Genomic DNA, 16,448 nt, shown 5'->3' with positions numbered 1-16,448 from the left:
ATTAACTTTTACCTTTTTTATAATTACTTTCTAATTTGTATGCACAAAATATGCCGACAGTTGCAGCTAAAATAATGTATAGACTTACATAAACAGTGTTTCCATTTCCTAATCTAATTAAATATTGACTAATAGTAGGTGCCAAACCTGCAACTAAAAAACTAGGCACATGATAAACAAAAGATATACCTGAATATCTTAATTCTGTAGGAAAATATGAAGACCATAAAGAACCCAAAACGGCCCAAATTAATTGGTAAATAATACTCCATGCAACTACAATTGCAAATAGTATCCATATAAGATTTCCACCACTATTTTCCACCAATTTTAAGCAAGGGATAGATGCTATAATCACAAGAAGGCAACCCAAACTGTATGTCTTTGTATTTCCAATCTTAGAATTTACATGTCCTCCCAACATGGTAAATGGAATACTGAATGCACAAGCTAATACTGGTATCCAAAGAGTATGTCCTGTAGACATATTGAGATATTCTTCACAATAACTTAAAATCCATACTATACAAACATTATACCAAGTGCCATCTATCCAACGAGTACCACAACCTAAAAGTAAAGTTCTCCAATAATTCCTAAGCATGTAACCAAGGCCAATTTGTTTTTCCTTGTCTTCTTCTTCCTTACTTTCAAGTTTTGCTTGAGCTTTCTTAAAGTCATCTGTTTCCATCATATGACCCTTTAGTAGTACAACGATAATACTCAATACAATAGCTAATAAGAATGCGAAACGCCATCCATATGCTAGATAACTTGCTGAGTCCATTAAATAATAAGGAATTAGCAAGAATATTGAAGCCAAGAGAAGACCTATAGGCATACCTATTTGAGGAAGAGCAGAAACAAGGTTTCTCTTATTCTCAGGCACATTTTCATAAGCCATAAGTATACTTCCACCCCAAGTTCCTCCACGTGCAAAACATACCAGCATCCTCATTCCAGCCAATACTAATCCTACCCAGCCTCCAATCTTTTGTGCTGGAGGTAGAATTCCTATTACAGATGTGGCAATTCCCATCATTAATAAGGATGTATACATTGTAAATTTACGTCCTTTTTTATCACCTATATGTCCAAAAAATATTGCACCAAAAGGACCAGCTATATAACCTATTCCGAATGATAGGAAAGAAAATATTTTAGCCATTGATGGACTAAAATTTGAGAAAAATACCTTATCGAAAACCAAAGCAGCACCAGTAGCATAAATCAAGAAACAATACCATTGTACAGAACTTTCATATAAAGTTATACCTGCTGACTTACGAAATCGTTTCATCAATTCTTCTTCTGTTTTTTTACTTTCTTCTTTATCAATACTATTCATAACACTTCCTTAAATTTATTAATATTTATATTCTTTAGTAAATTAATGTTCACCTTCATAATATTTAAATGGAAAAGGACCAGAATAATCAGCACCAGCTGGTATAGTTGATACATAACTATTTATTTGATTTCCATTAACTAATTCATGTATTAAATAGCCTGGATTTCCTAAATAAAAGCGATCTCCTCCACCTTTGAAGTTATCTTCTTTTTCTTCTTTGCTTACATCTTTACCATCTTTATCACGAAAATCAACTTCCATTTGCATAGCTATAGAAGGAGCGACAACACAAGGTATACCTTCCCATACTGTTGACATAGATACATGTAAATGTCCAAGACATAATTTACATTTTTTAAATCTCTTTAATAATTTAGCGAATTTATCACTATTTATAAAACCTTCGTCCATTGCTGTCATACCAGTATCAAACGGAGGATGGTGAGTGAATACTAATGTTGGTTTTCCTTCATCCTCATTGGCTCGAGTCTCTAGCCACTTTTCGACCTCTTTTGATAAACCACCAAAATGAGTTTCAGGAATAGAGGTATCTACTACAATTATTCTAACTGGATAATCTTCAAGAGAGTAACAAATATAAGGTTTGATATCCTCTTTAATAGGGGCTTCATTTCTAAATATGTCTAAAAAGAAATCTCTTTTATCATGATTGCCAGGAAGTATGTAAGAAGGTCTTGGTAAAGCGTCCAATGCTTTTTTCACATACTCATAACCATCTCTTTTTCCACCTTCCGATAAATCCCCAGACACCACAAAAAATTCAGGAAGTTTAAAATCTTCTAATTTTTGAAAATACTCAACTGTTTTAGTCAAAAGCTTAATAGTATCAGCTTTTTGGAATGATAGTTTTCCATCACCCCTTACATGTGTATCAGAAATTTGAAAAATACGCATTATTTTTTCTCCTTAAATTTTATAATTTTTAAATGAATTTAAATTAATTACTTAGCTTATTATTATTATCAACAAAATATGCAATGATTGACCCTCAATTTATAAATTACACCTCCTTTGCATTGGGATCGTTTTTTTATTGACCATTAAATATTTTCTGCCTTTTAATTTTAAAAGGTCATAAAAACACAAAGCGAGCAGGTTATTAACTCTACTCGCTTCTCCACAATAATTTATTTTTCTTATACTATATTATACATAAGATAAAACTAAAGTCAAATAATTTCATAAATAATTTCATATTTTTATAAAAAAGTTATGCTTTATAATATCAGACTTTTTTTGTAAATTTTCTCATTGTTTATTTATTAAATCTAAAATATAGAATTTTCTGCAATTAAACATTTCTTATTTTATTTTTCAAATAAGTCTTCCACTCATGATATAGCTAAGAAATTATCTTTTGTTCTCATTTTTTAGGAGTATTAGGAATTTTAAAAGTTTTCTATCACTTTAATCCTTAAATTCCATAATTTAAAATTCTTTTACCATTTTTATTTTGAATTTTATAATATATTTGCAATTAAAAACTGACCCAAAAGTTGTTTTTAGTCCAACTTTTGGGTCAGTTTTTAATTCACATTTTATTAAGTCTTAAATTAGTTACTTCGTAAAGTTTCTATAGCAGAAAGCTTTGTTGCCTTTATGGCTGGTAGGTAGCCTGCAAGGATTCCTACCAAAGATGAGAAGGAAACTCCCAGGATAGCAAGCCAAATTGGAATTAGAAGTTTAAAATTTTCACCTGATGGATCAGCCATATTTCCTATAAAATGGTTTATAATAAGGGTTATTAAAAGAGATGTTAAAAGACCCAAAAGTCCACCAAAAAAACCTATAAATCCCGCTTCTATCAAAAACATAGACTTTATGTCAGAGACACTTGCTCCAATTACTTTCATTACTCCAATTTCCTTTTGCCTTTCATAGATTGACATAAGCATGGTATTGATTATTCCTATTGCTGATACAAAAAAGGCAATTGAACCAATACCACCAAGGATAAGCATGATATTTTTGCTCGCCTTATTTATATCTTCTATCATCTGTATAGATGATGATGTTTCATAACCCATAGATTTAACTTCATCCTCTACACTACTTACATTCTCATACTTATCACAAACTAAGCTTACTGATGTAAAGAGTTCTTTATTATTTCTTTGGCCATTATCTGAATCAAGACTTTTTAATTCAAGTTTTTGATCTTCTTTTTCAAGTGACTTGAAAGTTTTTTCATTTATATAGACAGTGTTTTTATCTAGGAAAGATTTATCATTTAGTATTCCAACAAGCTTTATATCAACATCTATATTTTGAGGCTTTGATCCATTGTTTATGGAAGGTGATGGCAAAGCTTCACCCCTATATCCTAAAGTAAGCTTATATTTTTGACTTAAAGGCTCAAGCTTATCTACAGGAACTTTTTGGTAGTATTGTCCCATTTTTTTAAATTTTGATATTTTTACATCACTTCCTATAAGCATGGATAAATCATCGGATGAGTTTAAGGCTCTTCCCTGTTCTATCATATCTGGTTTTATTTTCTTAAATATATCATCAGGTATAAGCTTAATGCCTGAGTTTGCTTGTAATCTAGCTTTATTATCACTTTTAAGTTTTATATCAAAGTAGAAGTCCTTGTAAGGGATTACATATTTTACATGATTTATTTTTTTTAGTTTAGAGAAAGTTGATTTATTGATTTTATTTCCCATGCCAGAGCTAGTTACTTCAATATTTTCTATGCCACCGAAAGACTCAATCATATCTTTTTGTTCTTTGTCCATGGCAATAGCAAGTGTTAGGAGCATTATTATAGAAACTGTTCCTATAAGAACAGAAAGAATTGTAAGAATAGTCCTTGATTTTCTTCTTAGTAGATTTCTAAATGAAAGGGACAATCTATCACTAATCTTCATCTATATTAAGCTCCTTTTCCCTCTTCTTTTTTCTTTTTCTTCTTATAAAAAATACTATTAAGAAAATTAAAACTAGGAAAGTTCCCCAAGCAATAGGTGATTTATAAATTGGTATTTCTTCACTTACAGGAATTTGTTCTCCATTCTTATCAATGGGGTTTCCTTGGCTATCTAAAGGAGTATTTTCACTAATTTCTTTGGAGAATTCCTTCTCTTCTGTATGGGTTTGTCCTGTTGAGTCTTCATAGCTTATTACAACTTTTCCTTTGAGAATTTTTCCCTCATTAGCAGTTACATTAAAAGAGTAGGTGTCACTTGCTCCTTGGGCAAAATTTCCTATAAAGTGGCTTTTCTCATCTACTGAGAAACCATCACCTTCAACCTTACACATAAGATTTGTTAAATTGTCTTTTCCAGTATTGTAAATATTTAGGGAAATATTTGATGGTTCACCTTGAAAAACATCATCCATGCTTATATCAGATGTTGATATAGATGCGGTTTGAACTACAGGAATACCAATGGTTTCAGTGCTTTGATATTGGTTACCCAAATAGTCCTCATATTCAAAGTTTACATTCATAAGATAGTTTCCAGCCTTGGCATTGGGAAGAACATTCATAGTTAAAGACTCAGATGTATAGTTCCAAGGATAAATTGCAGAGCGATAAAAAGTATTAGACCTTCCTACAGGAGAAAATACAGCTGCATCTGTAATAGTATTGTTTTCACCTCCACTAGGAGTGCCTGTATTTTGACTATTTCCTTGATCAATATTAACCTTTAGGTTGTAGATGGTATTTTCCGCATTTGTATTGTATAGGCTAAGATTTAGGGTGAAATTTTTTCCGGCTTCTACCATTTTTGGTTTTATTTCATAGGATGAAATAATTAATTTCGGTTTGTTTTTAATAGGGCTTTGCTCTTGGGGTTGAGAGTTGTCTGTATTGCTTACTTGATTATTTATTTCCTTGTTCTCTTGCATTATTTAGTACCTCATCTATGCTTAGTTTTTCGTGAACTTTTTCTATTTGACCATCTCTCATAAAAAAAGTCCTATCTGCAAACTCTGTCATTTCCTCATCGTGGGTTACCATGATGAGGGTTTGTTTATTCTTAGTTATCATCTCTTTAATCATATCCATTATTTCAAAGCTTGTTTTAGTATCAAGGTTTCCTGTAGGTTCATCTGCAAAAATTATTTTTGGATTTGATACAAAGGCTCTTGCTATGGAAACTCTTTGTTGTTGACCGCCAGAAAGTTCATTTGGCTTATTATAAATTCTTTTAGAAAGTCCTAAATCCCTTAAAATCTTAAAGGCTTTCTCATCTCGCTCTTTTTTTCCTATTCCTATAAAAATAAGGGGAAGAGATACATTCTCTAAAGCTGTAAGATGGGGAAGAAGGTTGTAGGATTGAAAGACGAATCCTATATTTAAGTTTCTAAACTTGGTTACTTCCTCTTCATTTAAATTATTGAGGGAAATATTTCCAAAAGAAATTTCACCGCTTGTTGGTCTTTCAAGTCCTGCAAGACAATTTAGAAGGGTTGACTTACCAGATCCTGAGGCACCCAAAAGAGCAATAAACTCTCCCCTTTCTATAGAAAGGCTGACCCCATCTAGGGCTCTTATTAGATTGTCTCCAATTTTATAATTTTTTTTAACATTTTTTATATTTATAAAAGCCATAGCCCCTCCATTGCCTAATTTAATATAAATCTTAATTAATTATACATAAATTTTCCTAAAAATGCAATTTATTTTAAATGGCAAAAGTATATAAAAATAATATCTTGTAAAAATCCCTTAAAAGATTTAAAAATAATTTATTTATAAAGCTAAGACTTAAAACAAGTCATCAATATTAAATTTATTTTCTATCATACCATTATCTAGCATGAAGTCCCTAGTTCTTTCAAATCCCTTTTTATCTTCTTCTTTTATTTCATTTGAAAAGTCATACATAGGATACATATAATCATATGCCTTATCATCAAGGTCAAGTTCTTTTTTGACAATTTCACGAGTTTTTTCAGGCTCTTCTTCCATAAAACCAAGAGTTTCATCGTGTGCTTCTTTTAGAGCCTTTATAACATCTGGGTGATTATTTATAAACTTATCGCTGGAAGCTACACAGATTATAGCATCAATTAAGCCCTTACCATTTACTACTTCATTTAAGCCAGCTTCTTTTGCCTTGTAAGCTGCAACTCCACCTAAAAGTGCTACATCCAAGTTGCCAGATTCAAGGGCGGAGCCTGCATCAGGAATAGACATATTAGAAAACTCTACATCCTTATCAGTCATACCATTAAGCCAAAGGTAGGATAAAAGAAGTTGATGAAGGTTGGTTCCAACAGGGCCTCCGATTTTTTTGCCCCTTAAATCATCTTGGTTTTTGATAGAATTATCCTTAGAAAATATAGAGAAGGCTTCAGGAGCTCTTGAATACATATTTATGACTTTTAAATCTTGACCATTTGACTTGGCAAGAACAGCAGATGATCCCCCTAGACCAAAAAGTATGTCTACATCTCCACTTGCTAAGGCTTGGGTTTGGTCTGCACCGCTCGTTATCTCCTTGTAGTTAATTTTAACTCCTGGAAGGTGTTTTTGGAAAAAAGCCTTGTTTTTTTCTACAATTGATGGGACATTGAGTGGTGCAGTTACATAGCTGATATTTAGCTCATCAATGGAAAATTCATTTTTTGTTTCACGTGAAACATCATTTGATGTGGTATTGTCATTAGTGTTTTGCTTTGAACAAGCTGAAACACTTAGTATAAGTACAAAAATAGATAATATTTTTAATATTTTATTTTTCATTTTCTCCTCCTATTATCTTTTTAAAATATGATTTTAGCCCTTCATAGTTCCAGCTTTTTTCAGCTAAGTTAAGTTTTGAAACAATCTTTCCCTTTTTCATAATAAAAATTATCTCACCTAAGTTAAGGGCTTCATTTAAATCGTGACTTACAAATAAAAAACCAGTATTTGCCTTTTTTATATAAGAAAGAAGCTCAATTTCAAGTTCTTCCTTTTTTATCTGGTCAAGGGAGGCAAAAGGTTCATCCATCAAAAGAAAATCATTTGGATAGACAAAGGCTCTTGCAAGGTTTACCCTTGCCTTCATTCCTCCCGAAAGTTCACTTGGATAGGCATTTTTAAAATCGTCAAGTCCCATTATAGATATCCAGCTATCAATCTTCTCATATAAAGGTTTATCTTTCATAGAAAAGGCTATATTTTCTCTTACATTAAGCCAAGGTAAGAGTCTTGGATTCTGGAAAACAAAAGATGTTTTAAGAGTATCCTTTAAAATTTTCCCTTTATCTATGGGAATAAGTCCCCCTATAGCTTTAAGTAGAGTAGACTTTCCACAAGCAGATTGACCTATAAGGACATTTCTTTTACATATATCTATGTCAAGTGTAATACCATCAAGGGCTCTTATTATCTTTTTATCTAGATAATAGTTTTTTCTGACATCTTTAAGTTTCATTTCTTAAATCCCCTTTCAATACTATTTTTGAAAGCTTAGCCAATAAATAGTCTGTAAAAAGTCCTAAAAATCCTATTACAATTAGGGATACTAAGACTTTATCTGTTCTTGACATCTGCCTAGAAAAGTTTAAAAGATAGCCAAGACCTGAACTTGCTGCTATCATTTCTGCTGCGATAATTGACCTGTAGGCATATCCTAAAGAGATTCTAATCCCTGTATAGATATCAGGAAGGCTTTGTGGAAGAATTACCTTCTTAAATATATCCATTTTATTATAAGAAAAGCTTAAAGCCATCTCTACAAGTTCTTTATCAAATCCTAAAAAACCCTTTTTCATATTTAAAAACAAGGGAAAGAAAGATGCCATAAAGACCATGGTGATTTTTGTCCCTTCTCCTATACCAAGCCAGAGTATAAGTAAGGGAACAAGCCCCAATGGTGGGATATTTTTTAAGAAATTTAAGATTCCATCGAGGTAGGAAAAGACCTTAGCATTTAGAAAATAGCCTAAAGATAAGCCTAAGGCAGTAATAAAGGCTAAGATAAAGCCAAGTCCTATCCTAAATAGGCTCATATAGATATTGACAATAAGCGAACCATCTGCAATCATTTCTAGGAAACTTTTTAATACCATATAAGGTCCTGGAAGGTAGATTGGTGAAAAAATCTTAATCCTAAAGACAAATTCCCAAATAACTAATATTATGGTAAAAACTATTAAGTTTTTATAAATTGTATTTTTATTTTTCATAAAATCCCTCTTTTATTTTATAACAAGTGATATACTTTATCAATAAATAAGTATTAGAATTACTTTCATTTTAATCTCCAAGCCATTTTTATATTATTTATAACGATTAAACTTAGTGTGAAAAATTATGTATATTTTTTAAAATAAAGGAAGGTAAAAAAATCATCAAAATATTAAAATTTTAATGATAAAAATATTGACTATGGAAAGTCAAAAAAGGATAATATAAGAGTAAATATACAAACTTTTTCATTTGTATATGAGTAAAAAGCTATAATATCCGACTTTGCAAATGTAAAGGAAGCAAAGCCGATTTTTTTGTTTTTATTTGTGTGAATATGCTGGAATTTATTATAAAAGAGTATATACTCATATTTATTTAATTGAATAATTCTATAAAATAAAAAGCCAAACTTAAATTTATATAAACCAAAAAAATAAAATTTTATTTTTTGTTATGCTTACGGTTTTTATAGTTAGAGTATATATTAATAAGATATTTTACAAGATGTAGAAAGTTAATGAAATTTAAAGCAAATAGCATGTCACAATGAAATAACCACCTATCTCTATATTATAAAACTCATGCAAAGAGATTATAATAATGTATTCTTTACAATTAAAGGGAGTATATATGTCAAAGTCAATAAAAAAATCAATATCATTTTTACTAGCACTCTTTATAATAATACAAACAATCAAACCTGATTTTACTGCAAGTGCTGACAAGATAGATGTAAACACCATAAAATTAGATGATAGCCTAAAAAAAGATGATCTTACTTATCTTTCTATTGAAAAAGCTCAACAGCTTTATGATTTAAGTAATAAGGAAAGTGATAATAATAAATTTAATATAGGACTAGGAATTGATAAGAACACACGTGAATTTAGGCTTATTATAAGAGATGAACTAAAATTATACGAAGATGGATATTTTGAAAATGAAAGTCAAGCACAAGAAGAATATAATAGGGTAAAAGAAAATCTTAATAGTCAAGGACTTGATATATCAATATCAGTAATAAAAGATGAGAATGGATATAGGATAGTTAATGATAGTGCTTATGAAGAGATTGTAGATGGTAAAGAGGAAAAACCCTATGGACCTTATTATTCATATATAGACTTTAAAGTTTTAGATGACTTTGATTTTTCTAAAAATGGATATAGCCAATATGAAAAAGATAAAAATAAATTAGCTTTCAACCTAGAATTTGCAAGGTATGAGTCATTAGATCCTAGTTTTAACCTTTTCCAAATGGGTGAAGATGCAAGTATAAATATAAAAAATGATGGTCAAATATTTGCAACTATAAGCGATAATAAGTTATATATTTATGATACAAATTCCCTAAAAAATGACTATGATAAGCTTAAGCAATACCAATTAGAAAAAGAAAATAAAGAAGAAAGCAAAGAAGAAAGTAAGACAGAAGTTGTTAAAGAAGACAACAATAGCAGCAATGAAACTAAGGAGAACACAGACAAAGAAAATTCTACATCTACTCCAAGTAAAGAAGTTATAAAATTTGAAAATGATTCTGATACTTATTCATCTTTAAACCGTACAAGTAGCAATCCTGATGTTAAAAAAAGAGCAAAAAGAAGTCTGTTTAGTTTATATAGTAATGAAAATTATAAATTTGAAATTTATAAATATGATGAAGAAGATAATAGCCCACTTGAAGGTGCAGAATTTGAATTACAATCAACAGATGGGAATTTTAAAAATATATATAGTTCAGATTCTAATGGTAAAGTTTTTATAGATAACTTAAAATCTGGAACATATAGCCTAGTAGAGAAAACAGCTCCTTTAGGCTATCAAAAGATAAGCAAAAAATGGACTGTATTTGTTAATAGTCAAGGAAAGGTGTTTATAAGTGAACTAGGAGAGCTTGCAGAAGATCCACAAATCCAATATAGAAGCAACTTGACTGATAATATAAAGATATTAAATAGCTCTGAAATCAAAAGTACGAATCCAGTAAACACATCTAATGATACGAATAAATTTACTATAGATTTGGATTTGCAATTAAACACAAGTGCAAAGGAAGGAGATTACTTTACACTAGATGTATCAGACACCCTTCATTATAATATGATTCAGCCAGATAAGCTTAATTATCCTAATATTCTTACAGCTGATGGAGTGATTTTAGCTTATCCAGTTATTAATCCATCTTTTGATATAGAAAGAGGAACCAATAAAAAAATAAGTTATGTATTTACAAATGCTATAGAGGGACTTCAATCTGTCGATATGAAACTGCATTTAGAGCATTCAGTAAATGTGAATGTGGCATATTATAATAGGGACTATGACTTTTATGTAGGCATAGGGGATCAAACATTATCAAAGAGAGTTTCTGTTGTACACACCAATGTTTCTGTAGGTAAAAATAATATATCAAATATCAAGGCTGCATATGAATATGTTAATGATCAAAATGGAAGGTATGTACAACTAGCTTATATTAATCCTCTTTCAAGGAATATAAGTGGACAAGCTCAAATACAAGTATATCCTGCAAGTTCTAATTCTCAATATATAAATACTGCTAACTTATCTGATGAAAAGACAACTATAAAATTATACAAATTTGTAGGAAATTCTCTGCCAGATGCGGTAATAATGCACCATAGTCAATTTGAAGAAGTAAATCCTAGTAGCTATACTGTTAGATACGATTATTCTTTTGCTACCCCAACAGCAATAATTGACATTAAAAACAATATAGGAACATCTACTTATCTTTTAAGAGTAGAAAGTGAGCTGGATTTAGATGTCCAAAATCCAGATAGAAAACCTCAAGGTCCAATACAAACTATAGTTTTTAGCAAAGGTGGGGATGCTACAAGTCCTAAAGATGTAATAGGTAAAACAAATGCAATCTTGGTACAAGGTTCATCTGCTAGTGGTAGTGGTGATTATGAAAAACCAATTTTAAAGGTTCCAAATAAAAAACAAATAGGCGAATTTAAAGTAATAAAAAAGGACAAAAAAGGTAATCTCTTAGCCGGTGTCAAATTTCAATTGATGGATGAAAAAGGCAATGTCAAAAGGGAAGAGAAAACAGGTGAAAATGGAGAAATTATCTTTAAAAATTTAGCCTATGGTAGGTATTGGCTAAAAGAAATACAATCACTTCCTGGCTATATTGTAGATAAGAAACCTATACCAATCAACATAGGTACTGAATTCTCTACCAAAATTGAAGAAGGATATGTACCTAAAGATGTTTCAGATTTATTTATATTAGATAAGAGTAAGTCTTCTATAGATATCAACAGAAAATGATGAAAATATTGTAAAGCCTAATATGGGAGAAGGAATATCAATAAATCTTTATTATAAATTAGATCAAAGAACTAAAATCAATCCAGGAGATACTTTTACATTAAAGTACTCAGATAATGTAGATATAGATGGGATTGGTTACTTAGGAGATGATCAACTAGATATTTATTCTCAAGCTGGTAAACTTGCAAGTGCAAAGATAAATGAAGATAGAAAGTCTATTACCTTTACCTTTACCGATTATGTAAAATATTATAGTGTTGATTATATAAGTATAAATACACATATGTATATAGATAGGCTAAAAATCAAAAATGATACATCAAATGTTGGAATAAGTGCTTCAATAGCAAATCAAGTATTTTCTGATTATATAAATGTAAGTTATGAATCTGGTTATGATCCATTAGTAAAGGTAAAAAATTATATGACCAAGCTAAATATTTCAAATAAGGAATTTACATCGGTTATATATGTTAACTGGCAAAAGGAAAATACATTTAATAAGACTTTATATTTTTATAGTGAAGATGCAGATATAGATATTACAAGCGTTAGAAAATATAGGGTAAATAATATCAATGCCTTACCAGACTCTTATGGAATAGATTTTGATAATTTAGCTAATGATAGAAATTTCACCTACTTAAATAGTAAATTTTATAATGGAGCAAGTCCAGGTGGAGTAAAATTTATAAAGATGATACTTGGAGATCAAAATGATTACAATGATTACCAAAGTAATGAAACATATCTTATTGAAGTAAAGGGAAAAGTTACAAGTGAAAATGCTAAACAATTAAAAACTACTGTTGAATACAATAGGTTCTCAAATAAAAGGTATTATTATGATAATTACAACTATTACGCATATTATGATCCTAAAGATGAAATAATAGATCAATCCTATACCTACTCAATATTCCATGAATCATCTGCAGAGGGTGGAGGAATAGTTTCACTTGAGTTAGAAAATAATGTAAATAAAATTGTATTTACCAAGGTATCTGATACACAAAAAACTTCAGATGAAGAAAATCCTCAAAACCAACCTACGAACAATACACTAGAAGGTGTTTCATTTGAACTTAGAAAAGATGGAGAAGTGCTATCAGATTCTAAAAGAGTATCAGATGAAAATGGAAACTTCTCTTATGAGAAATTAGCTAGTGGTTCCTATGAGCTGTGGGAGACAGAAAGTTTAGATGGATATGCACTACCAAAAGAAGCTGTATCAAGCTTTGATGTAGATAGTGAAGGCAATATCATAAATATCAAGGATAACACAACAGTCATAGTAAATAAAAAACTTAAAGCAAATATAGTATTTGAAAAAGTTGATAGTGATAATATAGAGAATAAATTAAAAGGAGCAGAGTTTATCCTTGAAAAACAAGATGAAAATAGCAAATTCCATCCTATAAATGAGAATGGAGATTTTGTAGAAAAACAAGAAGATGCGTATAAGGTAGAAAGTGACAGTTCTGGTAGATTTGGATTTCGAGAACTAGATGATGGAATTTATAGAATTAAAGAAGTAAAGGCTAAATTTGGTTACAAGTTACCAGAAGATGCATACTTATATGAATTTAAAGTTGAGAAAGCAAAGATATATCCTATAGATTTAAAAGAAAATAAAGTATCTGAAAGGGCATTAGTAAATGATGATAATAACCCTATAATTATAAAAAATAACAGAGAAGAATATCCATTTACTGGTGGAAAGGGAACAATATTATTTAGTATAGTTGGACTTATAGTTATGCTTTTTGCAGTAAGTTCTTATACTATTAGAAAAAAACCTATAAAGTAATATAAAAAGTGGCTGTTGCAAAAGTCAATTTATTATTTTGCAATAGCCACTTTTATTTTATCTATACACCTATTTAAATGTAAGAGAGTTTATTATATTTGAGTTTAAAAGGATGGTTTTAGCTGTATTTTTTAAAGGTCCTGTAAGAATCATAGAAACAAAATAGTCACCTTCTTCAAAGACCACCTTTTCTCCTTCAAGAGAGAATTGCTCTGTATAGATTCTAGCTTTTGATCTGAGGAAGGTCTTATCATTAATCTTCTCTTCAGTAATCTTTCCCATAGAAGTTATATAGGAAGGAGGAATTGATGTACCCTGGCTTTTGTTAAAAGCATCTTTAATTGTCATATTTTCCTCTTTTTTAATCTTTGAAACAATGACTTGATTTATAGTTTTTCCTGAAACTTGTTTTTCAAAAACTGTCAAAAGGTCTGATTTTTGGGTATTCTCCATATCGGCTGGGATTTTAAAAGAGAAATTTCCCATATTTATTTTTTTTGTAGCATATAGATTTATTTTATCTCCATAGTCTTTAAAGGACTTACTTACTATAGGAACATCTTCACTTTCTGGATAGGATGTTGAAAGAAGATCTGACATTATGAAAGAAGAATCATCTGATTTTTCCTTATTTTCTATTATTTCAAAATTAATAATATTTGCAGGAGTAGCTACATACATATTGGTATAGGAAAATTTATTGTCTTCTATTATAGAATAGGCTGCATTTTTATAATCACTATAAAGATTTACTACAGGCTGGGTAATATTTTTCCCGTCTTTTGCCTTATCCATTGTATTTTTTGAAGAAAATTCAAGTAACTTTTCTTTTAGTTCATTTTCTGAGTAATCTCCATCCTTAAAAAGCTTATCTATTTTTATAGATATCTCATAGTCATCTGACTCAGGAAAGTCTATTACATAAGAATCATCATTTGAAAAAACTAAGGCTCTATTAGGTATTCTTATATTATACATTGAGATAAAAAGATTTTTGTTATAATCAAGATTTTTAAGTTCTTCTTTCTCATAAGCCATATCTTTATTTGAATTTACATCAGATGGGTAATCTCCAAGCATCCTATCTACATAAAGAGATTTATCCCTTTTATATCCATCCATATAATCATAGGCATATTCGAGCTTGTTGTTTTTTTTATTCTTCTTATTTTTCTTATCATCAGAGCTTTTTGTTGAACTTACAGGATTTTTAGATAAGTTATTGCTGTAAGAATTCTCCTTTGTTTTACCAGTGCAAGATACCAGAAAAACAAGAGAAAGAATTATAAATATTTTTTTCATAAAACCACCTTTTATTTTATACCTAATGATTATATCATAAATTTGAAAAAATCAAAGTTTAAATGCTTTTCTATTTCTTGTAAATTTCTTTAATTTTGTTATAGATTTTGGTAAAATGTATTTGTAGCAAACGTTTCTATAATCTTAAAAGGAGAAAAAATGAATAGAGATTTAGGTATTAACTTATGTAGGGTAACAGAAGCCGCAGCCCTAGGCTCTGCTAAATATTTGGGTCAAGGTAGGAAAAATGAATCTGATAATATAGCAGTAGATCAAATGAGGGCTATGTTTACCTATCTTGGTATTAATGGAAAAGTTGTTATAGGAGAAGGTGAGATAGATGAAGCACCTATGTTATACATAGGAGAAGAAATAGGCAATATGGATGAAGATGATGTGGTAGACATTGCAGTAGATCCTATAGATGGAACTTCATCACTTGCCAATGGTGCCTCTAACTCCATTTCGGTAATAGCAGTTGCACCAAAAGGTTGTATTTTAAATGCACCTGATGTATATATGAATAAGATTGCAACCGGCTCTAAGGCTAAGGGATTTATAGATATTAACAAGTCCGTTAAGGAAAATATAGAAAATGTTGCCAAAGCTCTTGATAAAAAGATTTCTGATATAACTGTATCAGTCTTGAATAGACCAAGGCATGAAAAATTAGTAGAAGAAATAAGAGCCACAGGAGCAAGAATTTCCATGGTAGAAGATGGGGATGTTCTTACAGCTATTGCAACAGAACTATCTTATGGAAAGATTGATTTGATTATGGGAATAGGAGGTGCCCCAGAAGGAGTAATAGCAGCAGCAGCTCTTAAGTGTTTAGGAGGAGACTTCCAAGGAGTCTTTGCCCCATCTGATTCAAAGCAAGTTAAAAGATGTATAAAAATGGGCGTAGACTTTGACAAGGTATATAAGATAGAAGATTTAGTAAAAGGAGATGATGTGCTCTTTGCAGCCACAGGAATTACAGACGGAACCTTCCTTAAGGGAGTATCTTACATGAAAAATAATATGGCAAAGACTGAATCTCTCCTACTTAGGCTACCTTCAGGAACTATTAGATTTATAAACTCAGTTCACAAGCTTAACCAAAAGCTTGACCAAAAATAGTTAAGTAAGAAAACTTATAAATATAAGAAAGAAAGAAATAATAAAGACTGTCTGGGCTGATTTTTTATAAATTAGCTCAGATCTTTTGACAAGCATTAAAGATAGGAGCATAAGTCCTATGCTCACAGACTTTGTTAGGAGATTTTTCTCAAAAATAAAATTCATACTGATAATGGCTATGTATATAAGTAATATTCCTATTATTATGTTAATTTGTAATTTAAAAGATTTCATAACTGTTTCCTTAGGGGATATTATTTTAGGTATTTAGTAAATGATAGCTATTATCAATTAAATTATAACCTGCTTCTTTCCTAATGTCAAGTGGTAGAAGATGTTAATTTGTAAATAAAATTTTATAGATATTTATTATGCTTGTCTAACAATCTAAGCTTATCATT

General features: G+C 30.2%; 12 protein-coding genes. 3 read left to right on the top strand and 9 right to left on the bottom strand.

Annotated elements, in window-relative coordinates; translation table 11 throughout:
* Position 1: 1 nt before the first annotated feature.
* From HV819_RS04360 to HV819_RS04325, 8 genes are all read right to left on the bottom strand, one after another.
* Positions 2-1,348 (bottom strand): MFS transporter, encoded by a 1,347-nt coding sequence (locus tag HV819_RS04360; protein WP_216629208.1) that lies wholly within the window; start codon positions 1,346-1,348, stop codon positions 2-4.
* Positions 1,349-1,390: 42 nt separating this feature from the next.
* A complete protein-coding gene (locus tag HV819_RS04355) occupies positions 1,391-2,266 on the bottom strand; it encodes a metallophosphoesterase (RefSeq protein ID WP_176269624.1) in 876 nt (291 codons plus the stop codon).
* A gap of 659 nt (positions 2,267-2,925) precedes the next feature.
* Positions 2,926-4,245, bottom strand: a complete 1,320-nt coding sequence (locus HV819_RS04350) for an ABC transporter permease (protein ID WP_176269623.1) — start codon at positions 4,243-4,245, stop codon at positions 2,926-2,928.
* The gene (locus HV819_RS04345) at positions 4,235-5,230 is read right to left on the bottom strand and encodes a COG1361 S-layer family protein (protein WP_176269622.1); all 996 of its coding nucleotides are present in this window, start codon (positions 5,228-5,230) and stop codon (positions 4,235-4,237) included. The genes HV819_RS04350 and HV819_RS04345 overlap by 11 nt, the downstream gene beginning before the upstream one ends.
* Complete coding sequence (locus HV819_RS04340) at positions 5,205-5,936, bottom strand: ABC transporter ATP-binding protein (RefSeq protein WP_176269621.1); 732 nt, start codon at positions 5,934-5,936, stop codon at positions 5,205-5,207. Before HV819_RS04340 ends, HV819_RS04345 begins: the two co-directional genes overlap by 26 nt.
* Before the next feature lie 156 nt (positions 5,937-6,092).
* Positions 6,093-7,073, bottom strand: coding sequence for an ABC transporter substrate-binding protein (locus HV819_RS04335; RefSeq protein ID WP_176269620.1), 981 nt, complete (start codon positions 7,071-7,073; stop codon positions 6,093-6,095).
* On the bottom strand, positions 7,063-7,749 hold the full coding sequence (locus tag HV819_RS04330) for an ABC transporter ATP-binding protein (RefSeq protein ID WP_176269619.1): 687 nt from the start codon (positions 7,747-7,749) through the stop codon (positions 7,063-7,065). Before HV819_RS04330 ends, HV819_RS04335 begins: the two co-directional genes overlap by 11 nt.
* Entirely contained in the window at positions 7,739-8,503 is a 765-nt protein-coding gene (locus HV819_RS04325) for an ABC transporter permease (RefSeq protein WP_176269618.1), read from the bottom strand. The genes HV819_RS04330 and HV819_RS04325 overlap by 11 nt, the downstream gene beginning before the upstream one ends.
* Positions 8,504-9,137: 634 nt before the next feature.
* Here HV819_RS04325 and HV819_RS04320 point away from each other — a divergent pair.
* Both HV819_RS04320 and HV819_RS04315 read left to right on the top strand, forming a co-directional pair.
* The gene (locus HV819_RS04320; protein WP_176269617.1) at positions 9,138-11,810 is read left to right on the top strand and encodes a SpaA isopeptide-forming pilin-related protein; all 2,673 of its coding nucleotides are present in this window, start codon (positions 9,138-9,140) and stop codon (positions 11,808-11,810) included.
* Positions 11,811-11,832: 22 nt separating this feature from the next.
* Positions 11,833-13,623 carry a SpaA isopeptide-forming pilin-related protein gene (locus HV819_RS04315; protein ID WP_176269616.1) on the top strand — a complete coding sequence of 597 codons (1,791 nt, stop codon included), beginning with the start codon at positions 11,833-11,835 and terminating at the stop codon, positions 13,621-13,623.
* Positions 13,624-13,692: 69 nt separating this feature from the next.
* Here the strand turns inward: HV819_RS04315 and HV819_RS04310 are convergent, their stop codons facing one another.
* Positions 13,693-14,925 carry a hypothetical protein gene (locus HV819_RS04310; RefSeq protein ID WP_176269615.1) on the bottom strand — a complete coding sequence of 411 codons (1,233 nt, stop codon included), beginning with the start codon at positions 14,923-14,925 and terminating at the stop codon, positions 13,693-13,695.
* A 159-nt stretch (positions 14,926-15,084) separates the two neighbouring features.
* Here HV819_RS04310 and glpX point away from each other — a divergent pair, with 159 nt between their 5' ends.
* Entirely contained in the window at positions 15,085-16,047 is a 963-nt protein-coding gene (gene glpX / locus HV819_RS04305; RefSeq protein ID WP_176269614.1) for a class II fructose-bisphosphatase, read from the top strand.
* Positions 16,048-16,448 lie beyond the last annotated feature (401 nt).

The organism is Anaerococcus faecalis (assembly GCF_013371425.1).
Classification (GTDB): domain Bacteria; phylum Bacillota; class Clostridia; order Tissierellales; family Peptoniphilaceae; genus Anaerococcus; species Anaerococcus porci.
Note: the sequence above shows the minus strand (reverse complement) of the source record. Positions and strands in the feature narration are given on the sequence as shown.

Excerpts from the sequence above, each read along its gene's own strand:
- HV819_RS04360 (WP_216629208.1), bottom strand. The coding sequence starts at position 1,348 with ATGAATAGTATTGATAAAGAAGAAAGTAAAAAAACAGAAGAAGAATTG.
- HV819_RS04355 (WP_176269624.1), bottom strand. The coding sequence starts at position 2,266 with ATGCGTATTTTTCAAATTTCTGATACACATGTAAGGGGTGATGGAAAA.
- HV819_RS04350 (WP_176269623.1), bottom strand. The coding sequence starts at position 4,245 with ATGAAGATTAGTGATAGATTGTCCCTTTCATTTAGAAATCTACTAAGA.
- HV819_RS04345 (WP_176269622.1), bottom strand. The coding sequence starts at position 5,230 with ATGCAAGAGAACAAGGAAATAAATAATCAAGTAAGCAATACAGACAAC.
- HV819_RS04340 (WP_176269621.1), bottom strand. The coding sequence starts at position 5,936 with ATGGCTTTTATAAATATAAAAAATGTTAAAAAAAATTATAAAATTGGA.
- HV819_RS04335 (WP_176269620.1), bottom strand. The coding sequence starts at position 7,073 with ATGAAAAATAAAATATTAAAAATATTATCTATTTTTGTACTTATACTA.
- HV819_RS04330 (WP_176269619.1), bottom strand. The coding sequence starts at position 7,749 with ATGAAACTTAAAGATGTCAGAAAAAACTATTATCTAGATAAAAAGATA.
- HV819_RS04325 (WP_176269618.1), bottom strand. The coding sequence starts at position 8,503 with ATGAAAAATAAAAATACAATTTATAAAAACTTAATAGTTTTTACCATA.
- HV819_RS04320 (WP_176269617.1), top strand. The coding sequence starts at position 9,138 with ATGTCAAAGTCAATAAAAAAATCAATATCATTTTTACTAGCACTCTTT.
- HV819_RS04315 (WP_176269616.1), top strand. The coding sequence starts at position 11,833 with ATGGGAGAAGGAATATCAATAAATCTTTATTATAAATTAGATCAAAGA.
- HV819_RS04310 (WP_176269615.1), bottom strand. The coding sequence starts at position 14,925 with ATGAAAAAAATATTTATAATTCTTTCTCTTGTTTTTCTGGTATCTTGC.
- glpX (WP_176269614.1), top strand. The coding sequence starts at position 15,085 with ATGAATAGAGATTTAGGTATTAACTTATGTAGGGTAACAGAAGCCGCA.